Source organism: Ralstonia sp. AU12-08 (genome assembly GCF_000442475.1).
GTDB classification, from domain to species: Bacteria; Pseudomonadota; Gammaproteobacteria; order Burkholderiales; family Burkholderiaceae; genus Ralstonia; species Ralstonia insidiosa.
Genome location: NZ_ASZV01000013.1, coordinates 44,029 through 63,512 on the forward strand (window position 1 = coordinate 44,029; position 19,484 = coordinate 63,512).

A 19,484-nucleotide genomic window follows, 5' to 3' on the forward strand; every position below is an offset into this window, starting at 1 on the left:
AGGGAGGAAGCCATGACCAGCCACTTGAAGCGGTTAGAGCAGATTCTAGGAGGGAAGATTGAGAAACAGGACACCCGGGTGATTCCAGGCACTGTTGCTGTTGAGGGTACAGAGTTCGTCTATTTTTCAGATGATGGCAAGAGCAAATTCCGGAAGCAATTTAGGAATCTTTCTGAGTTCACCAACCCACCAAATGCCCAGAGTGGTGGTGTTAATGAACGAGGCTGCAAAATAACGGCACCTGATAATCAGTTGTTTCATGCAATTAGCTATCACGGGGATCTAGATGGCTGGCGCAAAGATATCGAAATCGGCGCGCGAGAGTTAAATCTTTTAATTGCGCGAATTGAAGGTGATAGGTTTGTTATTTCGGATGGTCGCTCGTTTCTGTTGAGCGAATGCAAGGTTGAGTTCAATTGATAACAGTCAGGGAAACCGGCGAGTGAAATGTATGTGCGTTAAGCAACTCCAAGCATCCCTGACAATTCCAGCATGGATTGCCATGTGTGGTCCAGCGTCGGCGATCGGCATCATCCCCGACGGCGGTACCGCCACGACGGTGACCACGGGCGCCACTGGCCGTCAGACGGTCAACATCGCACCAAGTGTGGCCGGTGTTTCGCACAACAACTACTCGTCGTTCAACGTCGGCACGGCAGGTGCAGACCTGAACAACACCGCGGTCGCCGCGCGCACCATCGTCAACCAAGTCACCAGCACCAACCCGTCGCTGATTCAGGGCAACATTGCGGTTCTCGGTCCACGTGCGAACGTGATCCTGGCCAATCCCAACGGCATCACGGTCGATGGCGGTTCGTTCACCAACACCGGCAATGTGGCTCTGGCGACTGGACAGGTCTCGTTCAACGACTTCACTACGGGCGCGGGCCAGCTGCAGCGCAACGTGGTGCTCAACACCAGTTCAGGCACCATCAACATCGGCCCCGGCGGCTTGGCGGGCACGATGCTCAATCTGGAGCTGATCGCCAAGCAGGTGCGCGTGGCTGGTGCTGTGCAGAACAGTTTCACCGATCCCAACAGCCGGGTACGCGTTGTGGCTGGCGATAGCCGAGCCGAAATCGACACCAGCGTTTCCCCAACCGACAACCTGTCGCCTTGGATCAGCTACAGCGGCACGGGCACTGGCACGCCATTGGGTTTTGCCATCGACATCACCTCGGCCGGCTCGCTCACCGGCGGCCGCATCGAACTTGTTGCGACTGATCAAGGCGCTGGCGTGCGTCATGCCGGCAGCGCCATGGCAACAGCGGGCGACTTCGTGGTCAGTGGCTCGGGTGACTTGCAGCTTGCCAACGGCACCGTAAAAGCGGCCAACGACGTGTTGATCGGATCGGCCGGCCTGAGCGGCAACGGCAGTCTGTCGGCCAATCGCAATATCCAGATCAGCTCAAACACGGTCCACCTCGACAGCGGTGCCTTGTCGGCCGGCACCACAAGCCAGACGGGCAGCATCGTCATCGGCAGTGCGGGTCAAGTCCACACGGAACCCGTCACCATCGATCACAGCACCCTGACCGCAACCGGTGGCGTGGGTCTCTATGACGCGGGTCCTGGTGTTTCCATGACCGGTACGCAGCTCACCGCCGCGCAAAACGTGCTCGCACAGGTCAGGAGCCTGCAGCTCAACGCGGACAGCACCGGTCAAACGCAATGGACCGCGCAGCAAGGCACGATTCAGGTCACCACGCCCGGCGCCGTACAGATCGCGGGGAGCAAGCTCGATGGGGTAGGGGGTACGACGGTGCAAGCCGGCTCCATTGCCCTGACAGCAGCCAACGGCAAGGGTGCCACCGTGCAATCGTCAGGCGCAGATGTGTCCCTGAACGCGACCGGGGCTTACTCTCAAACGGATTCCAGTGTGATCGCAGCAGGTAACGCCTCGATCCACGGCGGCAGCGTCAACATTGCGTCGACCACGCTGCCCGCCACGGTTGCTGCCATGGGCGGTGGTGTGCTGATCCAGAGCGATACCAATCTGACCAATACGGGTGGCCTGATCCAAGGCAAGACCCGCAACACGAACCAAGCCGTGTCGGAAGGCGCTGTCACACTGGTCGCAGGTGGCAATCTGCTGAACGATGCCACCCCAACCACCCAAGGCATCATCTTCGGCCAGAACGATGACGTGGTGCTGCGCGCGGGTGGTGACATCACCAACCACCAGAGCCGTATCCTGTCCAATGGCAAGCTCACGATGGTGGCGCAGGGCGATGTCAATAATCTGCTCGACAAGACCAGCGGCGCCAACGGCGAACAGCCGACCGCGTGGACCAGCAGTGGCACGCGCTGGCTGATCCTGCGCAACCATAGCTCCGGCTTCGACGTGAACTACGGCAGCACCCCGACCCAGGGGCAGGTGCCATACCTCGTGTCGCAAACCGGCACCACCATCACCGGGCGCAACGTCAGCAACGTCGGCGGTCAAATCTTGGCCAACGGCAAAGCGGACATCACCATCAACGCCGCCAATACCTTTCACAACGAAGCACTGGCGACGGGCTCAGCCCACTTCTATCGCTCGTGCATGATTTTCTGCAGCGAGAGCGCATCCAGCACGGTCACAACGACCGGCGGCACGATCTCGGCCGGTGGCAACCTGACCATCAACGCTGGGACGATGGCGGAGAACATTGGCGGGCAGGTGCTGTCGGTCGGCAACTTGACGGTCACGTCACCCAAGGTGCGTGCCGTCGGTATCACAGGCTATACAGCACTTGCCCGTGATCGTGGCTTCAAAGCGTTCTTTGGCGATACCTGGGCACGGCTCTATGCCGCCGATGTGGGTGGTAGCTGGTTGGCGCTCGGGGGCCTAACAATTAACGGCCAGGGCCAAATCGAAGGCGGCAGCTTCGACGGTCAAACCGTCGCGGCCAGCAACGGCATCGTGACAGTGCGCGCCAAATCGCGTCAACCGGTGTCGATTGAATCGCACCTGGGTCTGACCTCATGGTTGTGGCAATGAGGTTGCAGCACATGAAGTACAAGCCGCTGTTTGTCGCGCTGCTATGGGCTGGCATTGCGCACGCCCAAGTGCCACCCTTGGTGCCTGTCGAAGACCCCGCCCAGCGCGCGCTACGCGAGCGTCAGGAGGCCGAGCGCCGCCGGGAGGCGACCCAACCCGCACCGCAGATTCAGGTGGCCCCAGTGGCCCAGGAACCGGCAACGGTCGAAGCCGTGGTCGAGTCGGGCACTGTCTTCGACATTCACCGCATCGATCTGACCGGCAATACGGTGCTGGATGCGGCCACGGTCGAGCAGATCACACAGCCGTTCCTGAAATACCCGCTCGGCACGAACCGCATCAACCTGCTGCTGCGCAAGCTCACCGAAGCCTTCGTGCAACGCGGCTTCGTCACCACGCGTGCCTACCTGCCGCCGCAGAACCTCAAGGAGGGCGTTCTGACGATTGTCGTCGTGCCGGGCAAGGTCGAGAGCCTGCAGATCAACGGCAAGACTGTCAAAACCAGCGTGCCGGACCAGCCGACCGCCGGCAGCCCGCAAAACGGCGGCTGGCTGACCGATGCCGGTACCGTGTGGTCGATGCCCACCATGGGTGAAACACTGAAGCTGACCGATCTGGAGCAGGGCGTCGACCAGATCAACCGCCTGCGTCGCAACCAGGCGGAAGTCCAGATTCTGCCCGGCCAAAGCCCGGGCGGTTCGGTCATCGCCCTGACGAACCAGCCGGGTGATCGCTTTCGCTTCAATGCGGGTACCGACAACTACGGTAGCCGTGCAACCGGTGTCACACGGCTACGCGCCGGTATCGACGCAGACAATGCTCTGGGCTTCCAAGAAGCGCTGTCGCTGTCCTATATCGGCACGCGTGACACCAACGCCGCCATTGCATCGGCAGCGGTCCCGTTTGGCTACAACACGTTCAGCTACACGGGGTCCATCTCCGAATACAACAGCCTGATCGGTGACACCGCGCTGGTCTATGGCCGGACATTCGGCCACACCTTCGGCTGGAACCGCGTGATCGAGCGTGACTCAGCGGGACGCACGGCCTTTGATGTCACGCTTACGCACCGCCGAACCGAGCGCGAGGTCAACGATCTGCTGCTCGACCCGCAATACCTGACCGTGTTGCGTGTGGCGATCAATGGCCTGCGCAAGTTCGCAGTGAACAACCAGGGGGCCTATGCCACCTGGGAAGCCGGAATCTCGCGAGGGATGCGCACGCTCAGTGCCAGCCAGGACGCGCCGGACATCACCCGTGATGAAGCGCACAGCCAGTTCTGGAAGCTCGATGGCAACGCCAGCACGCAATTGCCGCTGCCCAGTATTGGCCAAGCCACCTTGGCGTATCGGGGGCAGGTCCAGGGTCAGTGGTCCAACGTCGCGCTGTTCGGATCGGAGCAGATTTTTGCGGGAGGCATGAGTTCGGTGCGTGGCTTCCGCGAAGGCATCATCAGCGGCGATCGCGGGCTGACCCTGCGCAACGAAGTGGTATGGGCCAATGCTCCTGCGCTGTGGGGCGTGCGTATTGAGCCCTACGCGTTTATTGATGGTGGTCAGGCCCAGTTGATTGCGACCCAACACTGGCAGTACCTCGCCGGCACGGGTGTCGGCGTACGCCTGTCGCGCAGCGTGGGCAAGAACACCTTCACCAGCGAGCTACTGCTCGGCCGTGCGCTGGTGCAACCCGCAGAACTTGGCAGCAAGCCCACCGTCTTGCTGGCTACCCTGAATTGGTCCTATTGAAAAGGAAGCGCGCTATGAAAACCCCATCGATTCGATCTGCCGTACTGGCGCTCACCATGATGGCAATGCCATGCGCATGGGCTGACGGGCTGCCGGCCGGTGTCGTGGCTACGGTCAACGGTACTCCCATCACCCAAACTCAACTGGACCGTGCCGTTGCGCAGACCGGTGTCGCGGTGAATTCCAATGTCGTACAGGCGATCAAGCAGCAACTGATTGCGCGTGAGTTGTTCCGCCAACAGGCGGCCAAAGTGCCGGCCTACGACAAGTTGCCCGCAGTAAAGCAGGCCGTACAAGAAGCACACGATGCTGCGATTACCCAGGCTTGGCTGAAGGACAACATCAAGCCGGCCCCTGTGACCGACGAACAGGTCAAGGCGCGCTATGACGCGATCGCAGGCAGCTTGGGTGACAAGGAGTACAAGGCCCGGTTGATTCAAGTTGGCGACGACGTGACCGCCACGCAGGTCATCACGCAACTGAAGCAGGGTGGTGACTTCGCGAAGCTGGCGCAGCAGTACAGCACCGCTCCGAACAAGACGAGTGGCGGAGAGATCGATTGGGTGAGCTTCAAGGTGCCGGTCGAGGAGGGTAAGACGCAGAGCCTGCCGCTACCGTTGGCGCGCGAGATTGCAGCGTTGCAGCCCGGTGTGATCAGCGCCGCCCCGGTCCAGGCCGGCAATCAGCGCTACATCGTGAAGGTAGATGCCGTGCGGCCCACGCAGGTGCCGGCATATGACGCCGTGAAACCGGCCATCAAGCAAGCGCTGGAGACAGCCGAACTGGAGCGTTCGACTGTGAAACTGGTCGGCGAACTCCTCAAGAACGCGAAAGTCTCGCAATAGAAGTAAGGTCATCGATCGACACGCCTGCCCGGTCATCCGCCAGCAGAGGCGGAGTGACTCGACCCAAGATAGCGTTCGATCTTTCACGACAAAGAGCAGCAGGAAACAAGATATTGGGGTGTGGATGCTGGACCTACTAACAAACAAGCTGGGTGATATCTATGTCGGTCTGCTGACCGGCTTTGCGACGGGCATTCCATGCACGATATTTGGCTTACTGATCGATCGATGGCTGAAGGGGCAATCAGCCGGCGAAGGTGCGCGGTACGGCTCTACTGAGCACCCTCAAGGGTTGACGGTCACGCAGGCGGTGAGCGTTAGCGTACGTATGTCATCGGGCGCAACCGGTACCAGCGACCCGATACCATATATTGTTGCTGCTGTCGCCTGTATCACGTATCTCTTCTTTCGAGAGGAAATCCTTACGGCGGCAACATTTCTCACATTCGTGCTGCTTGGGCTATGTGCCGGCGCCATGCTGAGTTCCCTGTATCGCGGATATTTGCGGGGTGCGAGTTGGCTGCTGTATCTGGCGGGAATGTTGGTTTTTCCGGTTCTGCTCGTTACCGTTGTCGTAGCGGCCCGGGTGCCGACATATGCGCCGCTGTTCTTTGTGCAATGGCAGCAATATGTGCAGGCATATGGCATCGTCGGATTAGCCCATGCCAAGGTTTTTGGGCCCCAGGAATTTCTATGGTTTGCGCTTCACGTGGCGGGTGTAATGGCAATGTTCTGGGCCATTCTTGAGGCCGTGCTATCCATGAGCTTCTACGCATTCGTCAGCGGCGTAACAGCAGATGACCAGTCAGGATGGTTGATGCGACGGGCAGCGCGATATGGCCGCAATCCGTTGCGCAGGTTTGTGGGGCTTGTCGTCTTACTCGTGCTCGCTTACGCTCTCGTCGACGGTGTGGCTTTCGTTTTCATGACACAGAAGTTGCCCGTACTCGCGCAAGAGCTGCTGAATCACATCCTCTACGGTGCACGCGGCTCTCTTCGCTGACAAATCGCAAACTGGCGAGGGGAGGAGCATTGGTTGGGCTGCTTCATTGAGGCGGTTTGCCTGACGTATTTTCCGCCATCGCTGATTTGCTGCTGCGGTAAAACGGCTTGGCTGCGGCGCGCCATTGCTATTGGTTTATTGGCGCGTCGGGCGGTTCTGACGGGCGCCCGAAGGTGTCTGCATACGTTCCGTCGAACACCGAGTATTTCCGCGACTACCGCAAGCGTTGAACAGCAGCAGGGGAGCGGTGGCAGCCCCCTTGCATCAAGCTCGACATTACCCGGCCAGGGCAGCGTCCTTCACCTTCTTGAGCGCACGCACTTTCACGCGCACGGTTGCCGGCTTGGCCTCAAACCACTGCTCTTGGCCCGTGAAGGGGTTTTTGCCGAAGCGACGCTTGGTCGCCGGCACCTTGACCGATGTCACCTTGAACAGACCCGGCAAAGTGAATTCGCCGGCGCCCTTCTTGTGCAGAGTGGCCACGATCGTATTCTCCAGATGCAGGAGCACGGCCTTGACCGCCTTGGTGTCGAGTTCGGCTTGTTCGGCCAGATGGCTCACCAAGCTGGCCTTGGTGAACGTGCCCTTGAGCGGCTTGAGGGTCGGTGCTGCGCTGGCGGCCTTCTTTGTCGGTGCGGTCTTCTTCGTTGCAGTCTTTGCTTTGGTCGCCATGGGCTGAGTGGAAGTTGAAGAGGTTGAACATCTAGGAACAACCTGCCGCGGATGCCACATCGCCGGGACTTGCATAGCAAACAGCGGCTACCGACGCGACCCGAAAAACTTGATCTGGGGTTTCTCGGTGCCAAAGATCATCTCTGCTGACGCATCGGACCACTGCGGACGCAGGAGGGGCATGGTCGGCTTGCGAGCGGGACGTTTGACGGCGAACCGATGTTTGGGGAGCGGCGATCGGCGGCGTCTGAGTGCGCGGCTTGCTGGGACAGCCGAACGAGCCCGAGCTGAAGAGAAAACAGGTGCCGTCCCTCGCCCAGATCGTGCCGTGCAGCAAGACGGCCAAGCGCTCCCCCGATTGAGAGCGGAGCCAGCCATCTTCGATGGTACGCGATGAATGTGCCGTCATAAGCAAAGAAGGTTTCGCCATCGTCCGTGTAGCAGTATGGATGGCCGCGGCGATCGTAGAAGATCAGAGGTGTGCTGTGGTTCATGGTGTCGTGACTGCGGAGAGGCAGAAAGCGGCGGGCAGCACAACTGCGCGGCCCGCCGGAAGTGAGGTGAGCGCGCAAGCAACGTCGACCAAGAATGAGAGCGGCCGGTGATGCTCACGTACTTTGAAATTAGTTGGCTACGCCGTTCGATTCGATACCGAAATGCCAGCGGGGCCAACGATGCCCCGCTGGGGGCGGCATGTCGCAGCCGATCATGTCGGCCCGGCTGTGCAGCCTGCGGTCGGCTTACAGTTCCGGTCGGCGGGCCGGCTTTGGCTTCTGCGCCATGTTGGCGCCGGGGCGAGTGAACATGCCGCGCGCAGGCGGAACCGGTTCGGCCGTCGGTTCGTCGATCTGTGGCAACTCGATCTGCGGCGCACGGAACAGCGGTGCCAACAGGCCAAGCTGCTTCTGGATACAACCGCGCAGCAAGTCCGCATTCCACCAGTCGACCTGTGGCAGGCTGTCGATGGCACGCTTGAATTTGCGACGGTCCGTCTTCTCGTCAAGGCGCTGCAGCGCGGCGGGTATGCCCTCGTACGCTGCTAGGCCGATGAACGTGCGGCCCAACGACGAATTGAAAGGAGCGCGATCGGGCGGAAGGTGCATGAGCTTGACGTCATCAAAGCAATCGGCCAGTTGTAGAAGCTGAGCAACCGGCAGAGCGGGCTTGGGGCGGCAGCGCACTTCCATGCGCCACAGCGGCTTGGGAACCTCGTTTTCGAGTTTCTTGACGACCAGATTCCATTTGTCCGCCGAGGTCAGCGCGGCCAGAATCTTCCCCGCCTGGGGGGCGAGATTATCCTTTAGGATTTTAGCGGCCTTGTCGTACACGACGACCTGACGATTGGAATCAGGAACGCCAATATAGAGTGAACCCAGCACGCCATCGCCGTCAATATTGCGCATGACGTTTGAACCGCCACGCTTACCTTTTACGTGAACGAGCGTGCCTTCCAGGACATTAATGGAGAAGTCGACGTTGACGTCCAGGCGGGAAATGAGGGCGCGTGATAGTAGGTCGGGGGCATCGTGACCGAGCAGGAACTTGAAGAACAACAGCAGCTTGTTCACGGCGCCTTCCTTCTTGAGGAAGCGGTTCGGGTTGAAATCGCAAGCGAACGCGTACGGATTATCTGCGCGGCCGGGCTGGCATTCAATCAGGACAAATTCACCTGCCACGGTTACGGCGAGGCGGTTGGTGAAAGCTTTACCCTTTGCTGATTTGCGTTTCGCGTTGTGATGTTCCACGAGTTCGCTGAACTGCTTTACCATATTTTCCAGGCGAGCGGCATCGAAGTGTTCCTTCTTGAGCCCGAAGCGGAGATCATCGGGGCCAATATCGGCGACATGCTCCAGGGGGTAGGTTCCCTTCAGTTTGGGTTTGTCAGGTACTGTGGGTTTCTGGGTCTTCATAATCAGATCATGTTAGGTTAGAAAGGGGTCGCATAATTTAGAAAGAAGGTCGGACAATAGAATGAGTGGCGGGGTTCGTGTCTTTACCCCGTGAGCGGCGAGCGTTGCCAGTCGCGCGTGATCGGTGGCAGAGAGCCATGAGCAGAACGGAAGGTTGTCGGTTACATTGGTGTGCCTATCAAAAGAATGGTTAATGGGTTCGTCGTCAGTCACTGAACAGCTTCTTGGTCTTTGGTTATTCCCCCAATTCTTTGTAATCTTCTTCATCTCAGGGAGGGTTATTACAGTCGCGCCGCCAAGGGCACGTTTTATTGCAGGAACCCCTGTTTTTTGGAGGGCACCGGCGATGCGCAGGTGCATCTCTTGTGTTGTGCAGGCTCGAAACTGGCAAGCTTTCCTCGCCCGATCGCTTCAGCGCGATGAGGATCGTTCTTTCGGCGGAAGCCCTGGTTTTTCCGGTGCTTCCCGCGAGATCGATGGCCTTCGAGTGGCAAGGCTGTGGTCAGCTTTCCGCGCTTCGTAGCGCTGAAGTGCAAGCCAGGAAAGTTCACATCCGACACGTGTCGTGGCGCACTTTCCTTGCTTCGCTTCCTGGGTTCATTCGTGGTTGGTGCCGCTTTCGCGACGGGGTGGTTCGGGCGGGGGCGAGGCCGGAAATCTGCTCCTCGCCCCCGACAGGTAAAATCAGCGCGGGCGGTGACGGGCGGTCATCCTTCGGATCCGGCTTAATGGCTATCGATAGCGGTCGTGCAATTGGCCAAAAACGCTTCCACGACCGAACGACGCCAGCCGCGAGCGCGGGGGCCTAGTTCGAGGGGCGGCGGGAAGCGGCCCGCCTTGATCCAGGCGTGCAGCGTCGAGTTGCTGACGCCCACCTGCGCGAGAACAGTGCGGCGACGCCATATCGGGTCGGCGAGCGCTTGTTCCGTGGGTAGGGGTTGATTGGGTTTAGACATCTCGATCGGTTTCCTCCAGTAACGTGCGATGCGCTTCAGCGGAAGCACGTGACGAACTTTATGGATGGCAATCCCGGCGGTCCGCAAAGTTTCGGTTTGCAAACAGAAACTTTCCGACTCGTATCGGACGTCACTGGAGTCAGAAGAATGGAAAAGAAGAACGGGACGTTGGTGGCACCCTTGCCCCCGCCGGACATCGAGGAGGTGCGGAGGGCCGAGGTTCGAAGACGGGAGGAGTTAGAGCGGTTGGCGAAGCCACGCGAAGATATCGTGGCCTACCTTAGCGTCGAGCGGCGGGGTGCTTATCCGGCATCCGACGTGCTGGATGCCATTACTGAGAGTGTCCTGCGCTCCCGCCCGGGTATCGACGTTGATGCAGTACGCGCCACCGAGCTTTGGAAGGAAACCAGGAATCACCACGCCAAGATTATGTTGGCTCAGTTTGCATTGGATAGAATTGAGGCGACAAGTATTGCTAACGGTGTTCGCGTGCGTGTGATTGATGGCTGGCCGATTAATGGTCTTGCCGAGCTTTCAATTAATTACTCGGGCTATGAGAATTTTGCCCGCGCTGTCGGCGTTGGATTTGAGGGGAAGCGGAAAGAAGGTATCAGGCCAGATGTATACGAAAATCTCATTTACATAATCGGTGGCCTGTACGTGCTCGCCGCGCAGGGGAAAGAAAAAGGGCAGGTTCGTGGGATTGCCTCGAATGTGCAGCGTATGATTGAGAGAGCGGCTGGGGTCAAAATTACCGTAGAGACGGTAAGAAACTACATTAAGGAAGCCAAAAAGCAAGGCTTCAAATTGGCCGATGCTGGTTTGGATGATGAAGAGATGCTTGATGGCCAATCGGATAGCACTGCAAACTAATCGATGCCGTTGGCGTACTCGGCCCAGTCCTGCATCAGAGCGGCCCGCTTCTGGAACAGGTCGCCGCGCGCGTATGCCGCTTCGGCCTTGTCTTTGATGCCGTGGGCGAGCGCCGCTTCGCAGACTTCACGTGGGTAGTGGGTAGTTTCGCCAGCCCAGTCGCGGAACGTGGAGCGGAAGCCGTGGGCTGTGATGTCTGGGCGGTCCATCCGTTTCAGCAACTGCAGCATCGCCATGTTCGATAGCGGCTTGCCATAGCGGGTGCCCGGGAAAACGAATTTGTTCTCCTGTAGTTCTTGTTGAGCCTTGATGATCTCGACGGCGCGTGGCGATAGCGGCACTCTGTGCTCTTTGCCCATCTTCATGCGGCCGGCGGGAACGACCCAAAGTGCGCCGTCGAGATCGAACTCATCCCACGTCGCGCCGATGACTTCGTTGGTCCGGGTGGCGGTTAGGATCAGGAATTCCAGCGCACGGGCGGCGACACCTTCTTCGATTCGCAGAGTCTTCACGAATTCGGCCAGTTCAGTGTAGGGCAGCGCGGGGTGGTGCTTGACCTTCTGGACGCGCGAGCGTTTGGGCAGCAGCGTGTCCAGATGGCCTTTGAGTCGTGCCGGGTTGTCTCCAGCACGGTAGCCCCGGACCGTGGCCCAGTCCAGCACCGATTCGATGCGACCGCGAAGCCGAGATGCGGTTTCGGTTTTGGTGATCCAGATGGGCTGAAGGACCTTCATGACCAGTGCAGTGTCGATGGCGGAGACCGGCAGCACATCAAAGACCGGGTAAGCGTAGGTCTTCAGCGTGTTCGTCCACTGGTCGGCATGCTTCCCATTTTTCCAGCCCGCCCGATGTGCCTCTATATATAGAGTGGCGCACTGCTCAAAAGTCTTGTCGTTCGCGGCGGCTACTTTCTTTGCGGTACGTTCGGCGTTGCGCGTGTCGATCGGATCGACGCCATCCAGCAGAAGGCGGCGGCAGTCCAGGGCTCGGGTCCGGGCTTCCGCTAAGCTGACCGTATGGAGCGGGCCGAGCCCCATGCCACGCGCTTTGCCCTCCAGCATGTAGCGGAACAGCCAGGACTTGACGCCGGCTTTGGTGATCTGGAGATAGAGACCGCCGCCGTCGGCGTACAAGCCGGGTTTGGTAGTCTTGGCGACTTTCATCGGGTTCAGTCGGTTGATGGCTCTGGGCATGCTTTTGACTCGCAAAACGACTATCAAATTATGCTCGGATTGTACCGTATGCTGCTGAACACTAATGGACGGGAATTGCTGCGCTCTCCAATAGCAGCAAGGGTTTGTTGGATTTCTTGGAATTTTTCCGATTGCTAAATAGACGGACTCCGTCTCCGCCAGTTTGGCGCTTCTCGCGGGAAGCGCATTTAAACAGGCGGATGCGAGTCGAGATGACGTGACGGCTCGCATTGCACTGCACGTCAAAAAGCCCGCATGGTTTGCGCCATGCGGGCTTTTTCTTTGTCTGCTGCCTTGGTGGGCTTCACATGCATGCGCCACCCGAAGATGGCGCACACATGTATCCGTGCATCAGCCCTGGCCGACGCTCTCCGGCACACCAGCGGTCACGTTGAAGCCGCAGTCGACATAGGTGATCTCGCCGGTCACGCCGCTGGCGAGGTCCGACAGCAGGAACGCAGCCACGTTGCCGACTTCTTCGATGGTGACGTTACGGCGCAGCGGGGCCACGTCTTCCATGTACTTCAGCAGCTTGCCGAAATCCTTGATGCCCGAGGCGGCCAGCGTTTTGATCGGGCCAGCCGAGATGCCGTTGGCACGAATGCCCTTCGGGCCCAGCGCGCCGGCCAGGTAACGCACGCCGGCTTCCAGCGAGGCCTTGGCCAGGCCCATCGTGTTGTAGTTCGGGACGATGCGCTCAGCGCCCAGGTAGGTCAGGGCAAGCAGCGAAGCGTTGGGCGACAGCATCGGCAGCGCAGCCTTGGCCAGCGCCGGGAAGCTGTATGCCGAGATGTCGTGTGCAATGCGGAACGACTCGCGCGACAGGCCGTCGATGAAGTTGCCGGCAATCGCTTCGCGCGGCGCAAAGCCGATCGAATGCACCAGGCCGTCGAAGTGGCCCCAGTGTTGGCCGAGGTCTTCGAACACCTTGGCGATCTGCTCATCGCTGCCGACGTCGCAGTCGAACACCAGCTTGCTGTCGAACTCGTTGGCGAATTCGGTGATGCGGTCCTTGAAGCGTTCGCCGACGTAGGTGAAGGCCAGTTCAGCGCCTTCGCGCTTGCAGGCGTTGGCAATGCCGTAGGCGATCGAGCGGTTGGACAGAAGGCCGGTAATCAGAATGCGCTTGCCAGCGAGGAATCCCATGGTTTCTCCGTACAAATGTGGGGCAACGTCGCGCCCGTATGTCACTGCGGTCACTCAGCAGCGGTATCCGGGGCACGAGGCAATTAGGGTCGGCGCGATCATACCGGAAAGCGCTGGGCGCCTGCGCTTTTGGGTGCCGCTGCATGTGCTGCATTCGTTGCCGTGTCAGCCTTGTCAATGCGGGACGATCCTTGGGCCAGAATTGACGGGAAAGCGCGAAGAGGGCGTTAGAATCGCCTGAAACAGGTTTTCATACAGTGATCAATCTGGATCAACGCATGCAGGGACAACGGGGGCAAGGGGCGCAATGAGCGCAATGGGCGTACTTGCAGCGATACATCAGCCGTACTGGCGACGACATCGACAACGCCTCGCAGCACTGGCCTGCTTGGTGGCGACCTTCTGCGCGGCACCGGCCTGGGCGGCGCATGGTTATGCGGAATACGGCGATCTCAAGTATCCCGCCGGTTTCCCGAACTTCGGCTATCTCAATCCGAAGGCGCCCATTGGTGGCATGCTGCTGCTGGGCAACCCCGACCGGCGTACGAGCTTCGACAAGTTCAATCCGTTCACGATCAAAGGCACGTCTGCGCCGGGGCTGACGCAGCTCGTCTTCGAGACGCTGCTCATCACGAGTTGGGACGAGACTGCCAGCGGCTACGGCCTGCTGGCTGACGACGTGACGGTCGCACCGGACGAACTCTCGGTCACGTTCCACATCAATCCGCGCGCACGTTTCTCCAATGGCGATCCGGTGCGTGCGTCTGATGTGAAGTACTCCTACGACATGCTGATGGGCAAGGGCGCAAGTCCGGCTTATCGCAGCATGACCGCCGATGTGTCCAAGGTGACAGTGGTGGACGCCGCCACTATCCGCTACGACTTCAAGCGCCGCAACAAGGAGTTGCCGCTGATCGTTGGCGGCCTGCCGGTGTTCTCGCCCAAGTGGGGCAAGGGCAGCGGCAAGCCGGACGATCCGGATGGGGGCAAGGACGTGAAGTTCGACAAGCTCACGTTCCAGGACCCGATTGCCAGCGGTCCCTATGTCATCGAGCGCTTTGACCCGTCGCGCGGAATCACCTTCCGCCGCAACCCGGATTACTGGGGCCGCGATTTGAACGTGCGCCGTGGCTCGTTCAACTTCGAGCGTATCCAGTACAAGCTCTACAAGGACCAGACCGCACGCCTGGAGGCATTCAAGGCCGGCGAGTACGACGCGATGGTCGAGTACCTCGCCAAGAACTGGGCCAAGAGTTACGTGGGCGTGAAGTTCCGCAGCGGCGAACTCATCAAGAGCGAGTTCCCGCATCGCAACGGCGCGGGCATGCAGGGCTTTCTGATGAACCTGCGCCGGCCGCTGTTCCAGGATGTGCGGGTGCGCAAGGCGCTTACGTTGGCGCTGGACTTCGAATGGCTCAACCGCCAACTTTTCTATGGCGCGTATCGCCGGCTCGACAGCTATTTCACCAACAGTGAGCTGGCCGCCTCCGATTCGCTGACCGGCATGCCGAGCAAGGGCGAGCTGGCTCTGCTGGAGCCGCTGCGCAGCCAGCTCGATCCGGACGTGTTCGGCATCCTGTCTGCGCCGCCTTCGACGGACCCGCCCAGTTCGCTGCGTGACAACCTCCGCCAGGCGCGCCGCTTGCTGGCCCAGGCCGGCTGGACGTATTCCGACGGTGCGCTGCGCAACACCCGTGGCGAACCCTTCGTCTTCGAGATGCTTGATGACGGCGGGGCAATGAGCCGTGTCATGGCGGCGTATGTGCGCAACCTGGAGAAGCTCGGCATCCAGGTCAACCAGCGCATGACCGATTTCGCGCTGTACCAGAAGCGGCTCGAAGAGTTTGACTTCGACATGATCTCGCTGCGCTTTCCTGATTCGCAGAGCCCCGGCAACGAGCTGAAGGATCGCTTTGGCACCGCGGCGGCGGATGAGCAGGGCTCAGACAACGTGATCGGCCTGAAGTCACCCGCTGTGGATGCGTTGATCGACGACGTGCTGCGTGCCAACAACCGCGATGAGCTGGTCACCGCCTCGCGCGCGCTTGATCGTGTGCTGATGCACGGTTACTACGTGATTCCGCACTGGTATTCGGCCGTACATCGCGTCGCTTACAACAAGAACCTGATGTATCCGGACCGTCTGCCGTACTACTACTCGGCCGAGGCCTGGGTGCTGACGGCCTGGTGGCGCACGCCAGACTCCACCAAATGACCGCATCGGTGAGACCATGTTTGCCTACCTGATCAAACGGCTGCTGCTTCTGATTCCGACGCTCATTGGCGTGGTCACGCTCACCTTTGCGGTGATCCAGTTCGTGCCCGGTGGTCCGGTCGAGCAGATGATGATGGAGATGAAAGGGCGCAACGGCGCTGGCGAGGCCAGCGGTGGCGGTGCCTTCGACTACCGCGGCCGCCGCGGTGTCGACGCCGAGAAGATCAAGGAGATCCGCGCGCTGTACGGTTTTGATAAAGGTCCGGTCGAGCGCTACTTCCTGATGCTGGGCCGCTTTGCCCGTTTTGATCTGGGCGAGAGCTACTTCCAGCACCGCAGCGTGTGGGAACTCATCAAGTCCAAGTTGCCGGTATCGATCTCGATCGGGCTGTGGACGTTCTTCCTGACCTATCTGATAGCGGTGCCGCTCGGCATCGCCAAGGCAGTGCGGGCGGGCAGTCGGTTCGATCTGGTGACGAGCATCATCGTGCTGGTCGGTTACGCCATTCCAGGCTTCGTGCTGGGTGTGCTGTTGCTGGTGCTGTTTGGGGGCGGAACGTTCTTCCAGTGGTTCCCCATTCGCGGTATCACGTCCGACAACTGGGATCAGCTCAGTTTGCTCGGCAAGGTGACTGATTACCTCTGGCACATCACGTTGCCAATCACGGCATCAGTGGTGGGCAGTTTTGCCGTCATCACCATCCTGACCAAGAACGCTTTCTTGGAGGAGATCCGTAAGCAGTACGTACTAACTGCGCACAGCAAGGGTTTGTCGGAGCGGCGCGTGTTGTGGAAGCACATCTTCCGCAATGCAATGATCCCGCTGGTGACAGGCTTTCCAGCGGCGTTCATTGGCGCGTTCTTCACCGGCTCGCTGCTCATTGAGAAGCTCTTCTCGCTCGATGGTATGGGACTGCTGTCTTACGAGGCAGTTGTGCAGCGTGACTATCCGGTTGTGCTTGGCACGCTGTACGTTTTTACGCTGATTGGGCTAGCCACGCGGCTGATTACCGACGTCTGCTATGTGCTGGTCGATCCTCGCATTCATTTCGGATCGGTTGGTCGATAGACGAGATTTGCAATCATGACTCAGTACTCCCGCGCTTCCGGCCATCCATCCAACACGTCCACGCAGCACGCGCACGCAGTTCGCCACTCACCGTCGCCGTTCAAGCGTGCCTGGCGGCGTTTCAAGCAACATCGTCTGGGCTACTGGAGTTTGATCCTGTTCGTTGTGTTGTTCGTGCTTAGTCTGGGTGGCGAACTTATCTCCAATGATCGGCCGCTGGTGGTGAAGTACCACGGGACCTGGTACTTCCCCATCGTAAAGACGTACCCTGAGACGGCCTTTGGCGGTGATTTCCCAACGCCTACGGATTACCTTGATCCATATATCCGTGACAAGTTCAAAGAGCCGGGCAGCTTTGCGATCTACCCCCCCAATCCGTACTCGTACGAGACGCTGAACTACTTCTCGAAAGAGCCCAATCCGGCGGCGCCTTCGGCTGAGAACTGGCTTGGCACTGACGATCGCGGGCGTGATGTGTTCGCGCGGCTGCTCTATGGCTTCCGAGTATCTGTGCTGTTCGGGCTAGCCCTAACGCTTATCGGGGCGGTCATCGGCACACTCACGGGCGCGATGATGGGGTTCTTCGGTGGGCGCTTCGATCTTGTTGCGCAGCGACTGCTGGAGGTGTGGAGTTCCTTGCCAGAGCTCTATCTGCTGATCATTTTTGCGTCGATTTTTACGCCTAGCATCGGGTTGCTGATTGTGCTCCTGTCCTTGTTCGGCTGGATGGGCTTGTCTGCGTACGTGCGCGCCGAGTTCTATCGCAACCGCTCGCTTGACTACGTGAAGGCTGCACGGGCGATGGGGCTTTCCAGTTGGCAAATCATGTGGCGCCACATCATGCCAAACAGTCTCACGCCGCTCATCACTTTCCTGCCGTTTAATATGAGCGCTGCCATTCTGATGCTCACCAGCCTCGACTTTCTTGGCCTTGGCGTACCGCCGAGCACGCCCAGTTTGGGGGAACTGCTAGCGCAGGGTAAGGCCAACCTAGATGCTTGGTGGATTGTGGTGTCGACCTTCGTGGTGCTCGTGTTGACCCTCGTGTTGCTGACCTTCATGGGCGACGCACTGCGCGACGCCTTCGACACGCGCCTGTCGTTCGCGCAACTGCGCGCGCGCCAGAAACCGGCGGGGGTGAAATGACCCGCGTTGATCTGCGCTCCTCCGCGCCCAAGTACGACGGCCCGCTGTTGCGGCTGGATGACCTGTGCGTGCACTTCGAATCCGAACACGGTGAGGCCACCGAGGCTGTCAAGAATGTCTCGCTCGACCTGCATGCCGGCGAGCGCTTTGCGCTGGTGGGGGAGTCGGGCTCGGGCAAGTCGGTCACGGCGCTGTCGATCATGCGCTTGCTGGCCGATGCCCACTACAGCGGCCGCATTCTGCTGGAAGGCCGCGACCTGCTGGCCGCCAGCGAGCGCGAGATGCGCGGTCTGCGTGGCGCCGACGTGGCCATGGTGTTCCAAGAGCCCATGACGGCGCTCAACCCGCTGTACAGCATCGGCAACCAGATCGTCGAGACGCTGGAACTGCACGAAGGCCTGGACAAGCGGGCCGCCAAGGCACGTGCGATCGCGTTGCTGGAGCGCACTGGCATCGCCGAGGCACCACGCCGCTTCGATGCCTTCCCGCACCAACTCTCGGGCGGCCAGCGACAGCGCGCGATGATCGCCATGGCGCTGGCGTGCTCGCCCAAGCTGTTGTTGGCGGATGAGCCGACCACCGCGCTGGACGTGACCGTACGCATGCAGATCCTGCAGTTGCTGCGCGAGCTGCAGGGCGAATTCGGCATGGCCATCATGCTGATCACACACGACCTGAACATGGTGCGCGCTTTTGCCGAGCGGGTTGGTGTGATGGAGCGGGGTGTGCTGGTTGAGTCCGGTGATACCGCAACCGTATTCGCGGCCCCGCAACATCCGTACACCGTGCGCCTGCTGGAAAGCCGCCCGCAGCGCGACGTGCTGCCGCTGGTGCCACTCGCGCCCGTGCTGCTCGAGGCAGATAAGCTGACCGTCACGTACGAGCGCCATCGCCCGGGGTTTGCGGGCTGGTTCCGCAGCGATCCGTTCACCGCGGTCGACGCCGTCTCGCTGCAATTGCGCGAAGGTGAGACGCTCGGCATCGTTGGTGAGTCGGGTTCCGGCAAGACCACGCTCGCGCAGACGCTGCTCGGGCTGCAAACGCCCAAGGGCGGTGAGTTGCGCTTTCTCGGTAACTCGCTGCTGCACATCTCGCGCGATGAGCGTCGCGCGGTGCGTGCGCGCATGCAGGTGGTGTTCCAAGATCCCTACGGTTCACTCTCACCCCGCATGACGATCGAAGAGATCGTCGGTGAGGGCCTGGCGCTGCATCAACCGCACGTGAACCCGACCGAGCGTCGGCATCGCGTGATCGAAGCGCTGCGTGAAGTGGGGCTGGATCGCACCGCGCTGGGGCGTTATCCGCACGAGTTTTCTGGCGGACAGCGCCAGCGCATTGCCATTGCGCGCGTGCTCATCCTCAAACCGCAGGTGCTGGTGCTGGATGAGCCGACTTCGGCACTTGATGTGTCGATCCAGCAGCAGGTGCTGTCGCTGCTGGGCGCCCTTCAGAAAAAGTACAACCTGTCGTATCTATTCATCAGCCATGACCTCGCCGTCATCCGTGCGATGTCACATCGCGTAGTCGTGATGAAGGACGGCAAAGTGGTGGAAGAGGGCGACACGGAAGCGGTTTTGGCATCACCTTCCCACCCCTACACCTGCAAACTGATGGCCGCCGCGTCGCTCATCCCGTCGAGGGATAACCCGTAAAAACGGCCGGGAATGCCCCGGAAAAGTGCAGTTTTGAAAGGTCTGCATTGTAAGGGTGCGCTTCTAAAGTCATGTC

The 19,484-nt window shown here is 60.0% G+C and carries 15 protein-coding genes; 10 read left to right on the forward strand and 5 right to left on the reverse strand.

Annotated elements, in window-relative coordinates:
• Window positions 1–12 precede the first annotated feature (12 nt).
• The 5 genes from C404_RS38715 (at window position 13) to C404_RS38735 (ending at window position 6,576) form a co-directional block, all read left to right on the forward strand.
• Window positions 13–420 (forward strand): hypothetical protein, encoded by a 408-nt coding sequence (locus tag C404_RS38715; RefSeq protein ID WP_031329155.1) that lies wholly within the window; start codon window positions 13–15, stop codon window positions 418–420.
• 82 nt (window positions 421–502) lie between these two features.
• On the forward strand, window positions 503–2,983 hold the full coding sequence (locus tag C404_RS38720) for a two-partner secretion domain-containing protein (RefSeq protein WP_021194138.1): 2,481 nt from the start codon (window positions 503–505) through the stop codon (window positions 2,981–2,983).
• Between the two features lie 11 nt (window positions 2,984–2,994).
• Window positions 2,995–4,728 (forward strand): ShlB/FhaC/HecB family hemolysin secretion/activation protein, encoded by a 1,734-nt coding sequence (locus C404_RS38725; RefSeq protein ID WP_021194139.1) that lies wholly within the window; start codon window positions 2,995–2,997, stop codon window positions 4,726–4,728.
• Window positions 4,729–4,742: 14 nt separating this feature from the next.
• Complete coding sequence (locus C404_RS38730; RefSeq protein ID WP_021194140.1) at window positions 4,743–5,573, forward strand: peptidylprolyl isomerase; 831 nt, start codon at window positions 4,743–4,745, stop codon at window positions 5,571–5,573.
• A gap of 124 nt (window positions 5,574–5,697) precedes the next feature.
• On the forward strand, window positions 5,698–6,576 hold the full coding sequence (locus C404_RS38735; RefSeq protein WP_021194141.1) for a hypothetical protein: 879 nt from the start codon (window positions 5,698–5,700) through the stop codon (window positions 6,574–6,576).
• Between the two features lie 276 nt (window positions 6,577–6,852).
• Here the strand turns inward: C404_RS38735 and C404_RS38740 are convergent, their stop codons facing one another.
• The 3 genes from C404_RS38740 to C404_RS59215 all read right to left on the reverse strand — a co-directional run bounded on the left by C404_RS38740 (window position 6,853) and on the right by C404_RS59215 (window position 10,216).
• Window positions 6,853–7,248: an HU family DNA-binding protein gene (locus C404_RS38740; protein WP_021194142.1), complete on the reverse strand. Its 396-nt coding sequence runs from the start codon at window positions 7,246–7,248 to the stop codon at window positions 6,853–6,855.
• 740 nt (window positions 7,249–7,988) lie between these two features.
• Window positions 7,989–9,158: a hypothetical protein gene (locus C404_RS58830; protein ID WP_152524432.1), complete on the reverse strand. Its 1,170-nt coding sequence runs from the start codon at window positions 9,156–9,158 to the stop codon at window positions 7,989–7,991.
• Between the two features lie 725 nt (window positions 9,159–9,883).
• Window positions 9,884–10,216, reverse strand: coding sequence for a helix-turn-helix transcriptional regulator (locus C404_RS59215; RefSeq protein ID WP_235180642.1), 333 nt, complete (start codon window positions 10,214–10,216; stop codon window positions 9,884–9,886).
• Between the two features lie 45 nt (window positions 10,217–10,261).
• Between C404_RS59215 and C404_RS38750 the strand changes: the two genes are divergently transcribed.
• A complete protein-coding gene (locus tag C404_RS38750) occupies window positions 10,262–10,987 on the forward strand; it encodes a hypothetical protein (protein ID WP_021194145.1) in 726 nt (241 codons plus the stop codon).
• Here the strand turns inward: C404_RS38750 and C404_RS38755 are convergent.
• Both C404_RS38755 and fabI read right to left on the reverse strand, forming a co-directional pair.
• Window positions 10,984–12,180 carry a tyrosine-type recombinase/integrase gene (locus C404_RS38755; protein ID WP_021194146.1) on the reverse strand — a complete coding sequence of 399 codons (1,197 nt, stop codon included), beginning with the start codon at window positions 12,178–12,180 and terminating at the stop codon, window positions 10,984–10,986. The genes C404_RS38750 and C404_RS38755 overlap by 4 nt on opposite strands.
• A gap of 351 nt (window positions 12,181–12,531) precedes the next feature.
• Entirely contained in the window at window positions 12,532–13,326 is a 795-nt protein-coding gene (fabI, locus tag C404_RS38760) for an enoyl-ACP reductase FabI (protein ID WP_021194147.1), read from the reverse strand.
• Window positions 13,327–13,642: 316 nt separating this feature from the next.
• Here fabI and C404_RS38765 point away from each other — a divergent pair, with 316 nt between their 5' ends.
• From C404_RS38765 to C404_RS38780, 4 genes are read left to right on the forward strand one after another with little or no spacing between them, the layout of a single operon-like run.
• On the forward strand, window positions 13,643–15,541 hold the full coding sequence (locus C404_RS38765; RefSeq protein WP_049285722.1) for an extracellular solute-binding protein: 1,899 nt from the start codon (window positions 13,643–13,645) through the stop codon (window positions 15,539–15,541).
• Between the two features lie 16 nt (window positions 15,542–15,557).
• On the forward strand, window positions 15,558–16,610 hold the full coding sequence (locus tag C404_RS38770; protein ID WP_021194149.1) for a microcin C ABC transporter permease YejB: 1,053 nt from the start codon (window positions 15,558–15,560) through the stop codon (window positions 16,608–16,610).
• Window positions 16,611–16,625: 15 nt separating this feature from the next.
• Window positions 16,626–17,756 (forward strand): ABC transporter permease, encoded by a 1,131-nt coding sequence (locus C404_RS38775; protein ID WP_021194150.1) that lies wholly within the window; start codon window positions 16,626–16,628, stop codon window positions 17,754–17,756.
• On the forward strand, window positions 17,753–19,408 hold the full coding sequence (locus tag C404_RS38780; protein WP_021194151.1) for an ABC transporter ATP-binding protein: 1,656 nt from the start codon (window positions 17,753–17,755) through the stop codon (window positions 19,406–19,408). The genes C404_RS38775 and C404_RS38780 overlap by 4 nt, the downstream gene beginning before the upstream one ends.
• Window positions 19,409–19,484 lie beyond the last annotated feature (76 nt).